This is a genomic window from Bacillus sp. BR3(2024) (genome assembly GCF_039134555.1).
GTDB lineage: Bacteria > Bacillota > Bacilli > Bacillales > Bacillaceae_G > Bacillus_A > Bacillus_A cereus.
In genome coordinates, this window is the sequence record NZ_CP152433.1 from 2,272,806 (window position 1) to 2,293,832 (window position 21,027).

Sequence of the window (21,027 nt, forward strand, 5' to 3'; positions counted from 1 at the left end):
TTTTTGTCTATCACTTCTTTCACATTAAAACTAGAAAGGGGGAAATAGAATGAATATAAAATTTAGTTATAAAGGCGTATTTTTATTATTATTTGGAGTGATTTGTGCAAATTTACTTTTTGTCCCTTTATTAGGCATGCTAAATCTATCACAAATGCATAGTATCTGGCTTGTTACAAGTATTGCGGCAAGCGTTTTGCTTACGGTAGTTGTTTCTTTCATTGATGGATCGTTTGCATCGAAATCTCAGTTGTTTTTTAGATTTATATTGTTTTCGATTGGTTGTACGTTCGTTACTTACATGATTGTTTTTTAGTAAATAGGAGGTCATGCACGTTATGTATATTGCAGGGGTAATGTCTGGTACTTCATTAGATGGAATAGATGTAGCGCTCGTTCATATAGAAGGAAGTGGTGTAGATTCTAAAATCGAACTCATCCATTTTACTACTGTTCCATTTTGTAATGATATGAAAAATGAGATCCAACAAGCGTTATCAATTGAAACTTCGAATGTCCAACTTATATGTAGTTTAAATTTTAAACTTGGTTTATGCTTCGCCAATGCTGTAAAGGAAGTTTGTAAAGAGGCCAATTTTCCTTTGAGACAATTAGATTTAATAGGCTCTCACGGACAAACGATTTATCATCAGCCAAAGCAAGAAGGGAATATTATTTCTTCAACATTGCAAATTGGGGAACCAGCAGTAATAGCATATGAAACGAACACGACGGTTATCTCGAATTTCCGAACGATGGACATGGCGGCAGGGGGACAAGGTGCACCACTTGTACCATATTCAGAGATTATTTTATATCGGCATCAAACTAAAAATAGACTACTACAAAATATTGGTGGGATTGGTAATGTTACAGTGGTTCCAAGTAAACGAAGTAAAGAGAGTGTTATTGCTTTCGATACTGGACCAGGCAACATGGTAATCGATGAAGTATGTCAAAGATTATTTCATGTACCATATGATCAAAATGGTTGGATTGCAAAGCAGGGGGTAGTTGTAGATGAAATTTTAACATACTGTATGAACCATCCATTTTTGAACATGAAACCACCAAAATCAACAGGTAGAGAACAGTTTGGAGAAGCGTTTGTGACTGAATTATTGAATCGATTTAAAAAGCATAGTAAAGAAAATATATTGGCAACTGTCACGATGTTTACAGCATGTTCAATTGTTCATCATTATAAGGCGTTTATTTTGCCGTATTATGAAATTGATGAGGTGATTTTAGGTGGTGGTGGAAGTTATAATAATACACTTGTTGAAATGTTACGGAATGGATTAAGAGAAGAGAAATGTAGCATATGTATACAAGAAGATATTGGTCATTCTTCAGCAGCGAAAGAAGCAATTGCATTTGCTATTTTAGCAAACGAAACGTATCATCGTAATCCGAGTAATGTGCCGAGCGCAACAGGTGCTAAGAATTCCATAATTTTAGGGAATATAACATTCCCTCCATACGCAAATGAAAATGAGGCGAACATATGAAGTATATGATTGGAGTAGATGGCGGGGGAACGAAGACCGAGGCAATTGCATTTGATAAAGACGGAAATGAACTTGTAAGAGCTACCAGTGGTTTTGGAAACATATTAATAGATTTTGAAGAAGCTCTTGTGCATATTATGGAAGCAATTAATCAATGCCAGAAGAGTTTAATAAATGGGCATTGTGTTTGTGTTTGTTTAGGATTAGCTGGTATAAGCGGAGCGAATACAAATGAATTAACATTACGTTTAAAAAAGAAATACGGAACAAAAATTGAAATTTTTAATGATGCAATGATCGCACATGCAGCTGCTTTAAAAGGTAAGGATGGAATATTAACTATAGGTGGTACAGGTGCAATTTGTATAGGAAAAAAAGGAGAAGTATATCAGTATAGCGGTGGATGGGGACATATTTTAGGAGATGAGGGGAGCGGATATTGGATTGCATTACAAGCTTTAAAGAAAATGGCAATTCAGTTCGATCAAGGAATCAGTCTTTGTCCATTGAGTTTGAATATTCAAAGGCAGTTTCAACTTTTGATACCGTCTCATATAAAAAGCTTAGTATATACTTCTTCTAAAGATAAAATTGCAGCAATCGCCCCATTAGTTATTCAGGAAGCGAGAGATGGCAATGATGATGCGCATGAAATTATGATGCAAGCTGGAAAGGAATTAGCAAGGATTACAGTAAATGTTTATAACAAGTTGAACTTTAAGCACTCAACGCCAATTGCAGTAAGTGGCAGTATATTGCGTTTAGTTCCTGAAATATTTGCTGTATTTAAGAAATGGTGTGAAGAAAGTATGAAAGAAATTACATTCGTATCACAAGCAGAAATGGCAGTGAAAGGAACATATTATTTAATGAGGGATATATATTTTTAAAAATAGGTATGAGAATTTTTGTATGATTTGTAAAAATATGATGTTAAAATGTATAAAGGGATGTATGTTAAAAACGTACAATATACGTAGTAATTGAATATTGTATATGTATTCCCATGTAGAAAGTGAATGATTACATGATTAATAGTATGCAGTTTTTATATTTGGTGGCTTCTTATTTAATTGGAAACATATTGACCGCTTATATAGTAACAAAATTGAGACATAACGTTGATATTAGGGATGAAGGAAGCGGAAATCCTGGCGCAAGAAATATGGGGCGCGTATATGGAAAAGGGTATTTCATCGCTACATTTTTAGGTGATGCAATTAAAGGGGCAATCGTTGTTGCTGTAGCAAAATACCTTTTTGAAGATCCTACATTCGTAATGTTAACATTATTGACCGTTATTATTGGACATATTTATCCAGTTTTATTTAAAGGCAAGGGCGGTAAAGGTATTTCAACATTTATAGGAGGACTAATCGCATTTGATTATTTGATAGCGCTTACCCTCTTATGCATTTTTATTGTATTTTATTTAATATTTAAAGGGTTTACGAAGCCAGGACTAATTACGATTGCTTGTTTACCAATTTGTATGATTCTTTATTCTTATTCTATTGTTACCACTATATTAAGTGGAATAATTATTGTACTCATTCTATATGTAAATCGAGAATAAAATGAATGTTTAATAAGTGGGGATAATCTCCACTTATCATTTTTTATTAAATAGATAAAGGAGATAAGGCATGGGGTTAATTTATAAAGTTGCTGATCAAGATTGGGAATTTGAAAGTATACATAAATTGAATTATAAAACTTTTGTAGAAGAGATACCACAACATGAAGAAACGAAAGAACGGTTTCGTATAGATCGGTTTCATAAAGAAAATACATATTTAATTTGTTTAGATGAGGATAGATTAGTAGGTATGGTCGCAGTGCGGGGAAAACGACCATTCTCGTTAGATTATAAAATTTCAAATTTAGATATTTATTTGCAAGAGCATGGAGAAAAAGTGTATGAAATTCGTTTACTTTCAGTAGAACGTGAATATAGAAATGGAAGAGCGTTGTTAGGATTAATTCGTTTTCTACATCGTTATTTGCTTCTAAATGGATATGAATTAGCACTCATTTCTGCAACAACACGTGAACTAGCTTTATATGAGCAAATGGGATTCAAATCTTTCCATACGTTAGTTGGTACAAAAGAAGCAGCCTTCCAGCCAATGTATGTTACCCCTGCTATGTTTGAAGAGTCGAGTGTTGGGGGGATTATGACGAAAGAATATACGTTTTTACCTGGTCCAGTAGATATTGAAGAGAACGTTCGAAAGGCATTTTCTACGCGACCTATTTCCCATCGCTCTAAGTCATTTCAAGTGATGATGGACAATGTGAAAAAACGGTTACTTCACATGACAAAAGCAAAACATGTACAGCTTATGTTAGGAACAGGGACGTTAGCAAATGATGCGATTGCTTTACAGTTACGTTCTTTAAAAGGGAAAGGACTAGTATTAACAAATGGGGAATTTGGTAATAGATTAGTTGGACATGCAAAACGAGCACGGTTACATTTTGATACGTATAAAAAGGAAATGGGAGATCCATTTATTTATACCGAATTAGAAGAAATTATGACAACTGGAAATTATGAATGGATTTGGTTTGTTCATCATGAAACATCTACTGGAATGTTAAACGATTTAAACGAGCTAAATACTCTTTGTAACGAGAATCAAATGAAACTGTGTGTAGATTGCATAAGCTCAATTGGAGCAATACCATTAGACTTGAAGGATGTGTATTTTGCAAGTGGTGTTAGCGGTAAAGCGATTAAATCATATACAGGAATTTCTTTCGTTTTTCATAACCACATTGTAAAAATAAACGAGGCTGTGCCGGCCTATATGGACATTGGCATGTATGAAGAAAATGAAAGTATTCCATACTCACAATCATGGAATTTAATTTATGCATTGCAAGAAGCGTTGAAGAGATTTGAAGATGAAAAGGCATTTGTAAAAATTAAAGAGACATATGATTATGTTGAAGAAGTTATTACTGATATGGGTTTAAAGCTTGTTTCACCTAAAGAACATGCCGCGCCAATTATACTTACTATTGTATTGAGCGAAGATTATTCTTCTAAAGTAGTAGGCGATACATTAGCATTACAAGGATACATCGTTCATTATGAGTCATCTTATTTACAAAAGAATAATTGGATCCAAATTGCATGTTTAAATCATTATAAAGAACGCGATATGAAGAGGATGTTAAATTGTTTGCAAATGTGTTTATTTCAGAGTGGGGTACATATATAAAGACTTTTTCTTTTCGTATAAAGGAGCTACGACTTACGAAAACTTAGGAATAGAACATTGGAAGAGGTGTCAGTATGATAACTAGAAAACTACCATTACATATAGACGATATTAAAAAAGCTCACAAAATTCTAGATAGAAATGCTCGTAAAACGCCATTAGTAAAATCTTTTTACTTGACTAGTAAAACGGGTGGAGAAATTCATTTGAAATTAGAAAATATGCAATTAACGGGTTCTTTTAAATTTCGTGGCGCATTTAATAAAATGTCGCGGCTCACGGATCAAGAAAAAGAAAGAGGTGTAATTGCATGTTCAGCAGGTAATCATGCACAAGGAGTTGCATTATCTGCTCATTTACTCGGTATTAAGAGTAAAATTGTTATGCCAATTTCTGCACCTCAGGCAAAAGTTGAAGCAACTAAAGGATATGGATCTGAAGTGATTTTACATGGTGAAACCTTTGATGATGCAAAGGCAAAATGTGAAGAAATTATAAGAGAAACAGGTGAAACATACTTACATCCATATGATGATGTAGAGGTAATGGCTGGTCAAGGTACAATTGGATTAGACATTCTTGATGATATGTGGGATGTAGATACTGTCATTGTACCAATTGGTGGAGGCGGAATTATTTCTGGCATTTCTGTAGCATTGAAATCTTTTAATCCATCCATTAATATAATTGGTGTCCAAGCAGATAATGTTCATGGAATGAAGGCATCTTACGATAAAGGAGCAATCGTAGAACACTATGAGGCGCCTACTATTGCAGATGGTTGCGCAGTTAAAATACCAGGTGAATTAACATTTGAAATTGTAAAAGAATTAGTAGATGATATTGTAACTGTATCAGAAAAAGAGCTGGAAGTAGCGATGAAAGATTTATTACAACGTGGGAAAGCTGTTGTAGAAGGTGCAGGTGCATTAGCAACTGCTGCACTTCTTGCAGGAAAAGTTGATAGTTATATAAAAGGGAAAAAAGTAGTGGCTGTTATATCTGGTGGGAATGTGGACTTACAGCGCATATCAAGTGTATGTGAGCACTTTTTTGTCGCTAATGAAGTGAAATAGTTTTATGAAAGAAGAGCTAAGAGAAAGGATCTTAGCTCTTACTTTTTGTCTACCGTTTACTGTAAGTAGAAATAAACTTGCAAAATTTGCTGTTTAAAAATTATTTTATTTAAGCGCCTATTTTTACACATATCTTTAATGTTATAATAATTATTTCAATATTGTCGAAACGTAAGCAGAAATTTAATATAATAGTTTTAATGTGCTAATGAGCGGTGAGGAGGGCAGGGCATGAATAAAGAAGAACAGGTCATGAACGGTTTCAGGGAATTATATAATAAGCTGGTTTGGCTTAATAAAGATAAGATGGAAGAGGGTCTTAAAGGTTTTAAGTCTTCTGAAGTCCACTGCATTGAATATATTGAAAACAATGCAGATTCTAACGTGACACAACTCGCAGAGGCTTTTTATGTGACTCGCGGTGCTATAAGTAGAATGACTAAGAAGCTCATACAAAAAGGCCTTGTTGAAAGTTACCAAAAGTCAGAAAATAAGAAAGAAATTTATTTTAGGCTTACCGAACAAGGGAAAGAAATTTATAAAATCCATGAAAATTTGCATAAAGAGTTTCAAGAGCGAGATAAAGCTGTATTTGAACAAGTGACTGAAGAAGAATTCAACAGTATAATTAGCTTTGTGGAAAAGTATAGTAGACATTTGGATGCAGAAATAAAGAAACAAGGTATACATATTAAATCGTAATATATTTTAATAATAAAGTGAAACTTTAATCAGTGAGGGGCTTCATCTCCACTGATTATCAGTCCTCACCAATCGGGCTTTTACGGGCAGCCTTACTCTAATGAGAATAGGCTGCTTTTTTATTATTTTATTTTTGTTGACTAATCAACAAAATAGAGTTATTATTTTGTTGACAAAGCAACAATTTTTTTAGGAGAGAAGTTAAATGTCTATATTTAGATTGAAAAATGAAAGGGGAACTGAAAAAAGCATAGATAAACATGCTTTACTATTCGGACTTATTTCTGTATTTCTTTGTGGTATAGGTTTCAGTATCATCATGCCTGTAGTCCCATTCTTAGTACAGCCATATACAAGTAATCCGGAAGAACAAGCATTGGTTGTTACACTACTAACTTCCGTATATGCGGCCTGCGTGTTTTTAACTGCACCAGTACTCGGAGCTTTAAGCGATAAGTATGGCCGTCGTCCATTACTTTTAATATGCTTATTTGGTTCTGCAATTGGGTACTTAGTTTTGGGAATAGGAGGAGCTTTATGGGTACTATTTGCTGGACGCATAATAGAAGGTATAACAGGTGGGAGCATAAGTACTATCTTCGCATATTTTGCAGACATCATTCCAAAAGAGCAGAGAACGAAATACTTTGGATGGGTGAGTGCAGTTGTAGGTGCGGGAACTATCATTGGCCCAACCATTGGGGGGGTACTTGCCAAGTTTGGTGATACTGTACCTATGTATTTTGGTGCAATCATAACGTTAATAAATGTTGTATATGGGATCAAATATATGCCTGAGAGCCTTGACAAAAATAATAGGTTGAAAGAGATAACGTTTGTAAGGTTAAATCCTTTTGCGCAGCTAGCAAACATACTTTCCATGAAAAATTTAAAGTGGTTACTTGTCTCAGCGTTTTTACTTTGGATACCTAACGGATCTTTACAATCAATTTTCACGCAATTTACAATGGATACTTTCAGTTGGAAACCTGCATTAATCGGACTTATGTTTTCAATTTTGGGCTTTCAAGACATTGTTTCACAAAGTTTTATCATGCCAAAGCTTTTGATCAAGCTTAGTGATAAACAAATAGCAATTCTTGGGATAGTTTCGGAGATTATAGGATACAGTTTTATTGCGGCATCAGCTTTGTTTTCACTCTATCCACTACTTATCGTTGGGATGCTGATGTATGGTTTTGGGGATTCAATTTTCGGACCTTCATTCAACGGGATGCTTTCAAAGTCTGTCAGTTCTAGTGAACAAGGAAGGATTCAAGGTGGAAGCCAATCTATTCAAGCTTTAGCAAGAATGATTGGTCCTATTCTTGGAGGACAAATCTATGTATCACTTGGTCATGCCGCACCTGCTTTTATGGGTATGATTCTTATAGTAGCGGCAATAGCAGTTTTATATAAGGGAACGCATGAAACTGTATAACAGATAGATATAAGAATAAATAAAAGGGAGTCAGAACTTAGGAACAAGTGCTGATTCCCTATTTGTTTACGGTTTGAGGACTAAGAGAAATTCTTTTACTGTTTAGGAATTTATTCTGCAATGCTCTCATGGTAAATGACTAGATAGTTTCATTATGCTTGTGCTGAAGTAAATAATGACTCCATCTTTACTTTGCTCTTCTCTCGAATTTCAGCATCTACGTGTCTCATCACGTATTTATGCGCTACAGCGATTGCTAAAACATCATCTAATAAGCCGATCCCAATAATAGCAGCTATATCTGGAATGAAATCAATTGTTAATACGTAATAAGATAAAGCGGCTAATATTATGAATTTCGCTTTATTAGGTAATTCTTTCTTTTTCATTGTATAGAATAAAATAATACTTTCATATACGCTGGATTTACCGAGGTTTACAGAGCTTTTTTTGAACTTTTTCCAAAGGGTCTGTTTCTCCATATAAACACTCCTTTTACAAAAACATAGATTTTTTAAAAGGATGGACAAAGAAGAGAGAGATTAATCAATTTTATTGTTTTTCTTAATTATATATTTCCATAAAAATAGGGGAATACCTGTTCAAAATAATATAATGTGGATTATGTAACGATTCACAGTGTTCCGCTAAATAGTATATATATTGTAAGATGTATGTGGATGATTTAGTTATTATTATGCATTTTATAGCGGTATGGGGGAAGAAAAATGAAAATAATAGAACTACCAATTGAATTCGAATTTAACGGGCAAAAACAATGTATTTATCCAAGTTTAATTATATTACATAATGAATTAACGTTAGTCGATACAGGATATCCAAGTTTTTTACCTTTAATTGAAAATGCAATATTAAAACATGGATATGAGATGAAAAACTTAAAGAATATAATTATTACCCATTATGATGACGATCATATAGGGGCTGTATATGATTTTAAAGTGAAATACCCAAATATTAATGTTATTGCTAGTGAAATTGAATCTAACTATATTAGTGGTGATATAAAATCAGAGAGGTTAGTTCAAGCTGAAGAAATGTTAGAACGTATGCCAAATGAAGAAAAAGAATTTGGTAAATGGTTTATACAACAGTTAAAAAATATAAAACATATTTCCGTCGATGAAAAAGTGCATGATGGTCAAATGATTTTGAATAATGAATGTCAAATAGTAGCGACGCCAGGACATACTTCGGGGCATATTTCATTATATTTTCCGAATTTAGACTGTGTAATTACGGGAGATGCGGCTGTTCAAGAGAATCGTGAGTTAGTAATAGCTAATCCGAATTTTTGTTTGGATATAGAAAAAGCGAAACAGTCTTTAAATAGGATTAAAAGTTTTAAAGCAGCACAGTATTATTGCTATCATGGAGGAAAGCTTACTGTATAAATTAATGAAAACCGGTCTTTCCTAAATCGAAAAGATCGGTTTTTTAGTTCATATATTTTGCGATTTCAACCAAATCAGTAACATTATATTTCGGTAAAATTGAAATATATATGTAAAGAAGAATATATATAATTTGAGCAAGGGTATAGGGGGGAGAAAATGGGTTCGTTATTTGATGTAATAGCAGATATCATTTTATTTTATCCTCGAAATGACATGAAATTGAAACACTATATCGCAAAATTAAGTGAATTAGAGTGGTTTCGAAATCTAAATGAAGATCCGAAGTATACAAGTTTAATTTGGAGTAATAGAAAAATTAAAAAGTATATTTTGTCTTCTACTAACATGGAAGCATTAATAAAATCTGAGAAAAAGCAAAAAGAATTTGTTCATCTAGTACAGGATGAATATAAAAAAAGAAGATAAGAATTTTTTTATTTTTCATATTTGGCGAAACAAATGGTACAATGAAAGCTAATGTGAAAAATAAGGAAAAGAAGTGGTCTATTTGAAAAACTTTTTAGAATTAGGAATTAGTGAAACTTTTAATCATACATTACGTGAAAATGGAATTACAGAAGCAACACCAATTCAAGAGAAGGCAATTCCAGTTATTCTGTCAGGTAAAGATATTATTGGGCAGGCGAAAACAGGAACGGGTAAAACGTTAGCATTCGTGTTACCGATTTTAGAAAAAATCGATCCAGAATCTAGTGATGTTCAGGCCTTAATTGTTGCACCAACAAGGGAACTAGCTCTGCAAATTACAACTGAAATTAAAAAAATGCTTGTTCAAAGAGAAGATATTAATGTACTAGCGATTTATGGTGGGCAAGATGTAGCACAACAATTGAGAAAATTAAAAGGTAATACACATATTGTTGTTGCAACACCAGGACGATTATTAGATCATATACGACGTGAAACAATTGATTTAAGTAATCTTTCAACGATTGTACTAGATGAAGCGGATCAAATGCTTTATTTTGGTTTCTTATATGATATTGAAGATATTTTAGATGAGACACCAGGTAGTAAACAAACGATGTTATTCTCAGCAACGATGCCAAAAGATATTAAAAAATTGGCGAAGCGTTATATGGATGAACCGCAAATGATTCAAGTACAAAGTGAAGAAGTAACGGTTGATACAATTGAGCAGCGTGTCATTGAGACGACAGACCGTGCAAAGCCAGATGCACTTCGTTTTGTTATGGATCGTGATCAGCCATTTTTAGCTGTTATTTTCTGTCGTACAAAGGTTAGAGCAAGTAAGCTTTATGATAATTTAAAAGGACTAGGTTATAATTGTGCTGAACTTCATGGTGATATACCTCAAGCGAAACGTGAAAGAGTTATGAAGAGTTTCCGCGAAGCTAAAATTCAGTACTTAATCGCAACGGATGTAGCAGCTCGTGGACTTGATGTAGATGGTGTAACGCACGTATTTAACTATGATATCCCTGAAGATGTAGAAAGTTACATTCATCGCATTGGCCGAACAGGACGTGCAGGTGGATCAGGTCTTGCAATTACGTTCGTTGCAGCGAAAGATGAAAAACATTTAGAAGAAATTGAAAAAACGCTTGGTGCACCAATACAAAGAGAAATAATCGAACAACCGAAGATAAAACGTGTAGATGAAAATGGAAAACCGGTACCAAAGCCGGCTCCGAAGAAATCAGGTCAAAATCGTCAAAGAGATAGCCGCGAAGGTTCAAGAAGTGAATCAAGACGTGATTCGAGAAATAGCTCGAGAAGTGATTCAAGAAATAGTTCGAGAAATGAAAATAACCGATCATTTAATAAGCCAAGTAATAAAAAAGGTAGTACAAAGCAAGGTCAGCAAAGACGTGGTCGTTAAATAGTTATAATTGTAAAAGAGTCCCGAAATATTGTGGCTCTTTTTTTGTTTGTATACAACAAGGATGATGGCAAGAAAAAATTTCATTCACCGTATTTGAAATTTATAAAGGGAATTTTATAGTTCAAAACCAGTAGAGAAAGGGTATTACTGTCATTCAGCAGAACACTTTGGTTAAAAGAAAAGGTATTGAAGCGAGCGAGTATTTTCATTATACATTCCGCAATTATCGAAATAGAACAAGAGAAGTTTATGAAGGATTAAACTCGTATTGGTGTACGATCGTTGGAAACTGGAAAACTAATTTGTTAGTTTTTATCGATGAGGAACTCGAGAAGCACCACTGCCATCCTTATGGGGAAATTGCTTACGACGACGATGAAGGTAATGTAGTGATAATATGCGAAATAAGAAAAAAGGACTAGCAGTCGTACCTGCCGTCCTTTAATAGGAGAAAAAGTAATCTTGTTTAGAACTACGCATAAACAGAAAATCTGCTTGTAATTAGTTTTACCCTAAATATACGTGTCTATACAAAAAAGGGATAAGTAAAAAATACTTATCCCCGGAAGGGAAATCCCAAGTACCAAAATGGCTCGTATTGGTCTGCAGGTTCAAAAGTAGTATATGTAAAACGAAAAATCTCATACAAAAAGCAGACAACGATTTTGGTTGTCTGCCAGTGAGTTCAATGAGTTAGCTAATTGTGATAATTTGCATCCCCATTGCGAGAAGAGTGAAGCTGCTAGTTCAAACAGCTTGTTGGTATTATTTTCGATTTCTTAAAAAATATACATCAAAAGAAAGAGGTATTAGCCATGGACACGGCAGCTTGAAAGTAGTATGTATTTTTATTTGAAAAATATTCAAGGGGTGAAGAAACATGGAATGTTTAATAAAGGTGTTTGTTTTATTAATCAGTTAATTAATAAAACAAAATAGTTATTTGGGAGAAAGGGAAAATGAATATGAGATGAATTGAAGCTGTTGAAAAATTACTTGAAGTGATGAAAGAATGCTTTTGGAACGGAACATCTTTAAAGGGTGAAGCTAATGATTTTAATATTGTATCTTGGCTGATTGAAGAAGCGACGCGTAAAACAAAATAAAAATTTCATTTTGTAGCAAAGGGGAATAGATATGTGTACTTATTGGGGAAAAGTAGATAAAGAGTTCTTTAAGAGGCAAGAACCGGAACAAAATAAAAGAGCAGCTAGCAAAAGCTAACTGCTCAATACAAGGAGATACAGAGAAGACTACTTTAAATGAATGTTGGCATACAGCCCACATTCAGTATTGACCGAATATTTATTTTAAATTCAATTTATTTAAAGTAAACATCCCAACAGATAAAATGGTTGCGCCTGCTACAGAACCTAGCCAGTCTCTCCAGCCTAATATATTTAAAGATACATATGTTAAATCCGTAATTAAGAAGATAGCAAACATTAATACACCAAATGCTAAGCATCCCCAAAATGTTTGCAAATATTTAATCATCTTCTTTCGGAACTTGCTCATATAAATCACCCTTATTAATAATTTATATTTTTATAAATAAATTATTATATATAAAAATATAAAAGTACGAAATATGCAATATTACATATTGGAACTCAACAAAATACTCCATTGATAAGTACATAGATCGAACGGAGGCATCGTTCTTTTCCTAAAATGAAAGGTGACGATAAGAAACATGAGATACGTTTTAAACAAATTGAGCGGACGTTAAAAAATAAAAATTTATAAAGGAAATAGAAAGTATGGTGTTGTATATGTACGATAATAGGAAACTTTTTGCAAACTAAACATATAATTTTAATAGACCGACAGTCGGTCTGGTAGGAAGGAGAACTTGAATGCGAATTGTAAAGGAGTATGAGGAGCGTAGAAAGGAAATTTTAGAAACAGCTGAGCGTTTGTTTCTTACGAAAGGTTATACGAAAACAACCGTGAATGATATTTTAAAAGAAATTGGTATAGCAAAGGGGACGTTTTATCATTATTTTAAGTCGAAGGAGGAAGTAATGGATGAAATCATTATGAGGATTATTAAAGAGGATGTCACTAAGGCGAAAAGGATTGTCTCCAATCCCGATATCCACGTTTTAGATAAGTTATTTAAAATTTTAATGGAACAATCACCAAAATCAGGAGATGTCAAAGAAAAAATGATTGAACAATTCCATCAACCAAATAATGCAGAAATGCATCAGAAAAGTTTAGTGCAATCCATTATACATTTATCTCCTGTATTAACGGAAGTTTTAGAGCAAGGAATAGAAGAAGGCATATTTTATACTCCATACCCACAAGAAACAATTGAATTATTACTCTCTTCAGCACAAGTCATATTTGATGATGGTTTATTTCAGTGGAAACCGGAAGAAATGATGAGAAGAGCTAAGGCTTATATTAAAATGATGGAAGTATCTGTTGGAGCGAAAGAAGGGTCCTTTGATTATATGATCGAGGTTTTAATGAAACAGAAATAGCTTTTTTCTGTTTGGGTGTTATAGACCGGCAGTCGGTCTAGACTAAATGAAGGATGTGATGAGGATGCCAGCAAGTATTCAATCTTCCTTGAAAGATTTTCACTTAATGGTAAGTGGTCAAATTATTACTATTTTAGGTTCAACACTATTACGTTTTGCACTGTCTTTATATGTGCTAGATATAACAGGACGTGCCGATATATTTGCAGGGTTATATGCCATAACGAGTATCCCGTTTTTGTTAGCTCCTCTTGGCGGAGCGATAGCAGATCGTTTCAACCGCCGTAATGTAATGGTCATTTTGGATTTTATAAACGCTGCTATTGTATTAAGCTTTATAGTTTTGTTATTAACTGAATCGGTATCTATTTTATTGATTGGAACAATTATGTTTTTACTAGCAGTCGTTAGTGCAATGTACGCACCAGTTGTTATGTCAAGTATTCCGCAATTAGTTCCAGAGAAAAAGTTAGAACAAGCAAACGGTATCATAAATGGTGTGCAAGCATTATCTAATATAGTTGCACCTGTACTAGGAGGAATATTATATGGCATAATTGGTTTGAAAATGCTCGTCATAAAAAGTTGTCTTGCTTTCTTTTTATCTGCAATTTTAGAAATGTTTATTACAATACCTTTTATAAAAAGAGCGCAAGAAAGCCATATCATACCGACAATTATAAAAGATATGAAAGAAGGTTTTCTTTATGTTTTAAAGCAACCTTTTATTTTGAAGGCTATGTTACTTGCAGCTTTACTAAACTTAATTTTGACACCGTTATTTGTTGTTGGAGGACCTATTATATTACGAGTAACTATGCAGAGTAGCGATACGATGTATGGAATTGGAATGGGATTAATTGATTTTGCAACCATATTAGGGGCATTGTCAATCGGTTTCTTTGCTAAAAAGTTACAGATGAAAACATTATATAATTGGATGCTTATCATAGCTTTATTAGTTATACCAGTGGCACTATCAGTTACACCGTTTACTCTTAATTTAGGATACTATCCACCATTTATCCTCTTTATACTTTCTTCTCTTCTAATCGCAATGATTATGACAATTGTATCCATCTATGTGATTACTGTAGTCCAAAAGAAAACACCAAATGAAAATCTAGGAAAAGTAATGGCAATTATAACAGCGGTATCTCAATGTATGGCACCAATTGGGCAAGTCGTATATGGTTTTATGTTTGAAGGATTCAGTACGAAAATTTATTTACCTATATTAGCTATAAGTTTCATAATGATAATAATAGCGGTGGTGACGAAGAAAATATTAAGAAATGAAGGGAACTAGCTTCATATGCTTAGAGTATTAGCGAAACCCAATCCTAATCAATTCTTTATCATTTATTTCAATTACGAATCTATATTCTTTGTCTAATATCCAGTAATAAAAACTGACTGCATCAACGTCAACTAATGATTGGAATACTTTATCAAGATTTGTACTTACTACAGGGATTTCATAGTTATCCCATATTATAAAAATCTGTTCGTCAAAATCTAGTTGGTTTGCTCTAATCAGGGAAATTAGTTGTTCTTTGTTCGAAGCTATAAATTGGTTATCTATCTGTTCCCAATCTATTCTTCCCGAGACAGTTATAGGAAATGAATTCATTAAAATAATAGCAATCTGCTGGCTTTTTTCTTGGGAGAAAATGAGAGTTTCGTTTCCTAGGGATTCAAGGCATTCACTAAACAAAGGGTTTGTGTCATTGTTGTTTTTGGTTTTCAGTGCTCTTAACTTTTGTCGCAATTTCCATTGTCTTGACGATCTATCATCCATTTTTAACATTCCTTATACAATTATTTAATAATGAGTATAGCATATAAGGGAAGTCTTTATGAAAAGGAACTTTTTAAATATAAATTAAATAAAAGCGTTATTTGAAAAAAAGCCTTTTAAGGAAAGATAAGAGGCCATCAAAAAATATAACAACATGAAAATTTTATATTATGTATATACAATTTAAAGAGTTAGTGGAAATAATAAAATGTATAAAATTCTTATAAAAAAGCCCTAGGATTAGGGGATCTAGGGCTTCCTCTGTTGGTATATCTCACACGACATTATAAAAAGAAAAGAACTTAATGAAGGTAACACATGAATGTTTCGTAAATGTATCAAAAAAGTGAACAAAAGCGTTATTTTATTAGAAAAGTATGATTGTATGAAATAACATGTATGAAAGAAGAGGCGTTAGCAAAAATATCCCTTAACGAAATCGGCTTTATTTTTCAGCAAAGTAACCTTCTTAAGTGACTCATGTTGTATAGGTAGCAGAGAAAACAGAAAGAGTTCTTTTTATGGAGGACGGAGAAGTTGTTAGTGAAATACAACTAGGCAAGTTTAGGAATGATGATTTAAAAGCGCGAGAAGAGAAATTGTTAAAATGGTTAGCTGTACTCGGATTTTAAAGACAAAAACTCCTATTGAATATAGGAGTTTTTTCTTTGTTTGAAAGTTCGAAAAGATATATAATAATTTTCTGACTATTAATTTGTGGAGGGGTATTAATGAAAACTGAAACGTTACACACACAAGAAGACATTTTAAAAATGCTTGATTCATTATTAAGACCTGCAGAACCATTTTGGAATGATTTTTATGAGAATAGAGAAAAGGATGTTCCGTTTTTTGAAAATGTTCCAGATGAGAATCTAGTTTCGTATATACAAAAAGAGAGAGTTTCAAAAGGGAAGGTATTAGAACTTGGATGTGGTCCAGGTAGAAATGCCATTTATTTAGCGACTCAAGGATTTGATGTAACAGCAGTGGATTTATCTGTAGAAGGCATTAATTGGGCTAAAGAAAGGGCATTGGCAAAAGGGGTAGCAATTCATTTTATTTGTGATTCAATTTTTAATTTAGAGGTTCAAAACGAATTTGATTTTGTATACGATTCGGGCTGTTTGCATCACATTCCACCGCATAGAAGAATAAATTATGTGGATTTAATTAAAAACTCATTAAAATCGGGTGGTTATTTCGGATTAACATGTTTTGCGGCAGGCGATTTAGATGAGCGAAATGGATCGGAAATAACAGATTGGGATGTATATAGAGGATGGAGTCTACAAGGTGGTCTTGCATACTCGGAAGAAAAGTTAAGAGAGATATTTAAAGAATTTGAGGTAATTGAGATTAGAAGGATGAAACAAATGAAACAACCGAAAGAAATGTTTGGAGAATCATTTCTTTGGACAGCATTATTTAAGAAGAAATAATAAAGTAGATAATTGACAAACTCATCGTTTTTATAGACAATACACTTATAGGAATGTACGTTCGGTTTTTTGCCGACTTATGTTTTACATAAATATATAACAAGGGGCTGTCTCCATATGAGTAACACAAATCAAAAAATTACTACGTTTTTAATGTTTGAAGGCAAAGCTGAGGAAGCAATGAATTTTTATACGTCGCTATTTGATCAATCGGAAATTGTAAGTATTTCTCGCTACGATGAAAATGGACCTGGTAAAGAGGGAACTGTAATTCATGCAACTTTTACGCTAAATGGCCAAGAGTTTATGTGTATTGATAGTTATGTAAATCATAATTTTACATTCACTCCAGCTATGTCTCTTTATGTAACTTGTGAGACAGAAGAAGAAATTGAAACGGTCTTTCATAAACTAGCGCAGGATGGAGCAATTCTCATGCCTTTAGGTTCTTATCCGTTTAGTAAAAAGTTTGGCTGGTTAAATGATAAGTATGGTGTATCTTGGCAGTTAACTCTTGCTGAATAAAAAAGAAAAAGCATAGCTTATTTGTTTAATGGATTTAGTTAAAAGCTTGAAAAATGAAATAACATAAAAAAGCGTTCCAACTGTCAACAGATTTGGAATGCTTTTTTTGTGTCTTTTTAGAATTTTTAGTAATTATTAGTGTTTATCTGTTAATATAAATATAGACAACTATGTATGAACTATCAGGCCGGTTAATAGAAAAAGGAAAGCATAAATAGTTAATAAGTTTACACTTAAAATCCAACTAGATCGTTAGGAGGACTAATCGCAATGGATATTACACAACAAAACAGTAATGCATGGGATAAGAAGGTTGAAGAAGGTTCTAGATACACGCAGCCTGTAAGTAGCGAGGTTATTGAGAAAAGCAAATCAGGTGAATGGGAGATTACAGTCACTACGGAAAAATCAGTTCCTAGAAAGTGGTTTCCAAAGTCATTAGATGGATTAAAGATACTTTGCTTAGCATCAGGTGGCGGACAACAAGCACCTGTTCTAGCTGCTGCTGGAGCAGATGTAACAGTTACTGATATATCTAAGAAGCAATTGGAACAAGATGAAAAGGTAGCAAAACGGGATGGTTTGACTTTGAAAACAGTACAAGGAGATATGTCAGACCTTGGTGATTTTGAGGATGAATATTTTGATATTGTTATAAATCCTGTTTCTAATTTGTTTGTAAAAGATGTTCATCTTGTATGGAATGAAGTTTCTAGGATTTTAAAGAATAAAGGTATTCTTATTGCTGGATTTACAAATCCGTTACTATGGATTTTTGATGATAACCAAGAGCAAAAAGGTATTCTTGATGTTAAACATTCAATTCCTTCATCAACATTGGATTATTTACCAGAGGATGAAGTTCAAGATTACATCGATTCAAATCAAACAATAGAATATGCGCATACTTTAGAAGACCAAATCCAAGGCCAAATTGAAGCTGGTTTTGCTATAACAGGTTTTTATGAGGATGATTTTGGTGGGACAAGGATATTAGATAAGCATATTAAAACATTTATTGCGACAAAAGCTATAAAGTTAAAGATGGATTAAGAATTTTTGCTTGTCATACGGGGCGTCAGTCGAAGAATGCTCTTAAAATAGAAAAGGATGGTGCTTTCCATCCTTTTCCTTATGTATTTTGAGTGTCGAAACTATTCTCAAAACAAGTTTTACACTACCAATTGTATAATTAGGTTATGCTTTTATATTAAGAATTTTGCTGACCAAATCTTTTCCCGAGTTTAGCTAACAATTCAGGTTGATCGCTTTGGCTCATTATAACTTCAATAAAGATAAGTTGATTCTTATTAAAAGTTATATTTGTTAAGACTTCTGCTAATTCTGCTTCATTTTCTACTTTAAATGTTAGACTTTTTTCTTCTGACCCAAATACCATTGATAGTTTATTGTAATCCCACATTTGTATATCATTATAAGGTTGGTTTTGGCCGTGAATGGCACGTTCAACGGTGTATCCGTTGTTATTGATTAAAAATATAATCGGTTTTAAATTTTGACGTAGTATAGTTGATAACTCTTGGGCAGTTACTTGGAAAGAACCATCACCAATAATTAAAATGTTGCGCCGTGATAAATTGGCGAGCTGTGTACCAAGTAGAGCGGGCAGTGTATATCCGATAGATCCCCATAACGGTTGTCCTACATATGCAGTGTTATTAGGTAGAGGGATAGCAGCACTACCAAAGAAAGGTGTTCCTTGTTCTACAATTAAGATGTCGTTTTCTTGTAAGAAATGGTACATTTGCTGCCAAAAACGTTTTTGTGTGACCATTTGTGCTTTTGGATTGAACTCTTCAGTAAAAGGTGATGGTGCTGAAATAAATGGCTTAATTTCAAGAGTATCTTTATTACGATGCGCAATTGAATCACTTAAATGTTGTAAAACATCCTGCATTACAACTGGACCGTATTTTTTATCTATAATTTTCACAGTGTAGGGATGGATTTCTATAACTTGTTCTTTTGTAAAACCTTGTGTGAAGCCGCCTGTAATAGTATCAGTTAACTTCACACCAATACTAATAATACAATCAGATTCATCAATTCTTTTTCGCAAGTACGGAGAACTTACATCACCAGTATAAATCCCTATAAATTGAGGGTGTTTTTCTGGGAATATTCCTTTTCCCATACTTAACGTCGCGATGGGAAACCCAGTTTTTTCTACAAATTGATGTAAATTTTCTTTAGCGTGAAATCGATCTACTTCAAAATCAGCTAAAATTACAGGTTTTTTGGCGTTATTTATTATTGAAGTAGCATGTAGTAGCATTTTATCCAACGCTTCTTTATTACTTAAAATCGGTTTATATAAAATTGGTTCTGTAGGTTTATTAATTGGTTTATTATATACATCAATCGGCAAATTAATATGAACCGGGCGTTTTTCATTCCAACATGCACGTAAAACACGGTCAATTTCCTCAGCAGCATGCTCAGGTTTTACATTTGTTTGTGCCACAGTGATTTCTCGATACATATTGGAAAAGTGATCGAACTTTCCATCTCCTAACGTATGATGGACGATTGCTCCATTTTCCATTACTTTTGTTGGTGGCGTACCCGTGATTTTTATAACTGGCACGTTTTCCGCATATGAGCCAGCAATACCGTTAATAGCGCTTAATTCTCCAACTCCGAAAGTAGTAATAAGAGCAGCGATTCCTTTTATGCGAGCGTACCCATCTGCTGCATATGCAGCATTTAATTCGTTACAATTGCCAATCCACTTTAAATTTTCATGTGCTACCACATCATCTAAAAAGGCAAGATTATAATCACCAGGAACCCCAAATATATGTTCAATTCCTAATTCATGTAGTCTATCCAATAAATATGTACTTACAGTATATTGTTTTTTCAAATGAATCATCTCCTAATTATGCAATGAATGTTTCAATAGACTAAATAAGTTCTAATGCGTTGATTAAAATATTCATTACTAGATTGTGGTATAATTTACATACAGGGGGAAAGTAGATGACACAACATAAAGAAGAACAGATGAATGAGGCATTAGCATTATTTTATTTTGCATATAAAACATTTACTGAAAAGCCAGATGAAATTATAAAAGAATATGGCATTCAACGAGTACATCATCGAATTTTATTTTTTATCGCACGTTTTCCAGGGATAAGTGTAAATGAGTTATTATCACTATTAGAAATAAGTAAACAAGCTCTCCACGGACCGCTACGTCAACTTGTGGAAAAGGGCTTAATTGAGAGTAATGAAGCTATGCATGATCGACGTGTGAAACAGTTGTCTTTAACAGAAAAAGGTACAGATTTAGAGAAAAAACTGAGTGATGTACAAAGACAACAAATGGGTGCTATTTTTTCAAAATTTGGTGAATCATGTGAGGACAATTGGCACCAAGTTATGAATGAAATGGCAAATAGCCGATCAGGTTTTGATGCTTGGATAACGAAACGTGAACTACCAGTCGATCAAAAATAATGAAAAAACTTCTGTTTTTATCGTTTGAAAAAG

Annotated in this window: 21 protein-coding genes and 1 pseudogene; 18 read left to right on the plus strand and 4 right to left on the minus strand. The window is 33.4% G+C overall.

What is annotated here, in order from left to right; all coding sequences use genetic code 11:
• Positions 1–49: 49 nt before the first annotated feature.
• The 8 genes from V7S45_RS11800 (at position 50) to V7S45_RS11835 (ending at position 7,960) form a co-directional block, all read left to right on the plus strand.
• Positions 50–316 (plus strand): hypothetical protein, encoded by a 267-nt coding sequence (locus V7S45_RS11800; protein ID WP_025688156.1) that lies wholly within the window; start codon positions 50–52, stop codon positions 314–316.
• Between the two features lie 22 nt (positions 317–338).
• Positions 339–1,511 carry an anhydro-N-acetylmuramic acid kinase AnmK gene (gene anmK, locus V7S45_RS11805; RefSeq protein WP_000274965.1) on the plus strand — a complete coding sequence of 391 codons (1,173 nt, stop codon included), beginning with the start codon at positions 339–341 and terminating at the stop codon, positions 1,509–1,511.
• The gene (locus V7S45_RS11810) at positions 1,508–2,401 is read left to right on the plus strand and encodes a BadF/BadG/BcrA/BcrD ATPase family protein (RefSeq protein WP_025688159.1); all 894 of its coding nucleotides are present in this window, start codon (positions 1,508–1,510) and stop codon (positions 2,399–2,401) included. Before anmK ends, V7S45_RS11810 begins: the two co-directional genes overlap by 4 nt.
• A 137-nt stretch (positions 2,402–2,538) precedes the next feature.
• Positions 2,539–3,087, plus strand: a complete 549-nt coding sequence (gene plsY, locus V7S45_RS11815) for a glycerol-3-phosphate 1-O-acyltransferase PlsY (protein ID WP_025688161.1) — start codon at positions 2,539–2,541, stop codon at positions 3,085–3,087.
• A gap of 70 nt (positions 3,088–3,157) precedes the next feature.
• Positions 3,158–4,741 carry an aminotransferase class V-fold PLP-dependent enzyme gene (locus V7S45_RS11820; RefSeq protein WP_342761829.1) on the plus strand — a complete coding sequence of 528 codons (1,584 nt, stop codon included), beginning with the start codon at positions 3,158–3,160 and terminating at the stop codon, positions 4,739–4,741.
• Positions 4,742–4,815: 74 nt separating this feature from the next.
• Entirely contained in the window at positions 4,816–5,817 is a 1,002-nt protein-coding gene (gene tdcB / locus V7S45_RS11825) for a bifunctional threonine ammonia-lyase/L-serine ammonia-lyase TdcB (protein WP_000632955.1), read from the plus strand.
• Between the two features lie 231 nt (positions 5,818–6,048).
• Positions 6,049–6,519 (plus strand): MarR family transcriptional regulator, encoded by a 471-nt coding sequence (locus tag V7S45_RS11830; RefSeq protein ID WP_001030904.1) that lies wholly within the window; start codon positions 6,049–6,051, stop codon positions 6,517–6,519.
• Positions 6,520–6,724: 205 nt separating this feature from the next.
• Positions 6,725–7,960: an MFS transporter gene (locus V7S45_RS11835; protein WP_342761830.1), complete on the plus strand. Its 1,236-nt coding sequence runs from the start codon at positions 6,725–6,727 to the stop codon at positions 7,958–7,960.
• A 152-nt stretch (positions 7,961–8,112) separates the two neighbouring features.
• On the opposite strand, the gene V7S45_RS11840 is transcribed toward V7S45_RS11835, so the two are convergent.
• Entirely contained in the window at positions 8,113–8,442 is a 330-nt protein-coding gene (locus V7S45_RS11840; protein WP_025688168.1) for a DUF1232 domain-containing protein, read from the minus strand.
• 246 nt (positions 8,443–8,688) lie between these two features.
• Here V7S45_RS11840 and V7S45_RS11845 point away from each other — a divergent pair, with 246 nt between their 5' ends.
• The 3 genes from V7S45_RS11845 (at position 8,689) to V7S45_RS11855 (ending at position 11,242) form a co-directional block, all read left to right on the plus strand.
• On the plus strand, positions 8,689–9,375 hold the full coding sequence (locus V7S45_RS11845) for an MBL fold metallo-hydrolase (protein WP_025688171.1): 687 nt from the start codon (positions 8,689–8,691) through the stop codon (positions 9,373–9,375).
• Between the two features lie 159 nt (positions 9,376–9,534).
• The gene (locus V7S45_RS11850) at positions 9,535–9,804 is read left to right on the plus strand and encodes a hypothetical protein (RefSeq protein ID WP_025688172.1); all 270 of its coding nucleotides are present in this window, start codon (positions 9,535–9,537) and stop codon (positions 9,802–9,804) included.
• A gap of 73 nt (positions 9,805–9,877) precedes the next feature.
• The gene (locus V7S45_RS11855; protein WP_025688173.1) at positions 9,878–11,242 is read left to right on the plus strand and encodes a DEAD/DEAH box helicase; all 1,365 of its coding nucleotides are present in this window, start codon (positions 9,878–9,880) and stop codon (positions 11,240–11,242) included.
• A 1,308-nt stretch (positions 11,243–12,550) separates the two neighbouring features.
• On the opposite strand, the gene V7S45_RS11860 is transcribed toward V7S45_RS11855, so the two are convergent.
• The gene (locus V7S45_RS11860; RefSeq protein WP_025688175.1) at positions 12,551–12,763 is read right to left on the minus strand and encodes a hypothetical protein; all 213 of its coding nucleotides are present in this window, start codon (positions 12,761–12,763) and stop codon (positions 12,551–12,553) included.
• 341 nt (positions 12,764–13,104) lie between these two features.
• Between V7S45_RS11860 and V7S45_RS11865 the strand changes: the two genes are divergently transcribed.
• Positions 13,105–13,740 carry a TetR/AcrR family transcriptional regulator gene (locus V7S45_RS11865; RefSeq protein WP_001223578.1) on the plus strand — a complete coding sequence of 212 codons (636 nt, stop codon included), beginning with the start codon at positions 13,105–13,107 and terminating at the stop codon, positions 13,738–13,740.
• Between the two features lie 64 nt (positions 13,741–13,804).
• A complete protein-coding gene (locus V7S45_RS11870) occupies positions 13,805–15,049 on the plus strand; it encodes an MFS transporter (RefSeq protein ID WP_342761831.1) in 1,245 nt (414 codons plus the stop codon).
• 18 nt (positions 15,050–15,067) lie between these two features.
• On the opposite strand, the gene V7S45_RS11875 is transcribed toward V7S45_RS11870, so the two are convergent.
• On the minus strand, positions 15,068–15,541 hold the full coding sequence (locus V7S45_RS11875) for a hypothetical protein (protein ID WP_000342724.1): 474 nt from the start codon (positions 15,539–15,541) through the stop codon (positions 15,068–15,070).
• 387 nt (positions 15,542–15,928) lie between these two features.
• Between V7S45_RS11875 and V7S45_RS11880 the strand changes: the two are divergent.
• The 4 genes and pseudogenes from V7S45_RS11880 to V7S45_RS11895 form a co-directional block, all read left to right on the plus strand.
• Positions 15,929–16,173 (plus strand): annotated as a pseudogene (locus tag V7S45_RS11880) (hypothetical protein); the annotation flags it as partial.
• 99 nt (positions 16,174–16,272) lie between these two features.
• Positions 16,273–16,983: a class I SAM-dependent methyltransferase gene (locus V7S45_RS11885; RefSeq protein WP_025688183.1), complete on the plus strand. Its 711-nt coding sequence runs from the start codon at positions 16,273–16,275 to the stop codon at positions 16,981–16,983.
• 117 nt (positions 16,984–17,100) lie between these two features.
• Positions 17,101–17,508: a VOC family protein gene (locus V7S45_RS11890; RefSeq protein ID WP_000072495.1), complete on the plus strand. Its 408-nt coding sequence runs from the start codon at positions 17,101–17,103 to the stop codon at positions 17,506–17,508.
• Between the two features lie 270 nt (positions 17,509–17,778).
• Entirely contained in the window at positions 17,779–18,561 is a 783-nt protein-coding gene (locus V7S45_RS11895; protein WP_342761832.1) for a class I SAM-dependent methyltransferase, read from the plus strand.
• 157 nt (positions 18,562–18,718) lie between these two features.
• Here the strand turns inward: V7S45_RS11895 and V7S45_RS11900 are convergent, their stop codons facing one another.
• A complete protein-coding gene (locus V7S45_RS11900; protein ID WP_141435937.1) occupies positions 18,719–20,395 on the minus strand; it encodes an alpha-keto acid decarboxylase family protein in 1,677 nt (558 codons plus the stop codon).
• A 116-nt stretch (positions 20,396–20,511) separates the two neighbouring features.
• Here V7S45_RS11900 and V7S45_RS11905 point away from each other — a divergent pair, with 116 nt between their 5' ends.
• A complete protein-coding gene (locus V7S45_RS11905) occupies positions 20,512–20,994 on the plus strand; it encodes a MarR family winged helix-turn-helix transcriptional regulator (protein WP_000191889.1) in 483 nt (160 codons plus the stop codon).
• Positions 20,995–21,027 lie beyond the last annotated feature (33 nt).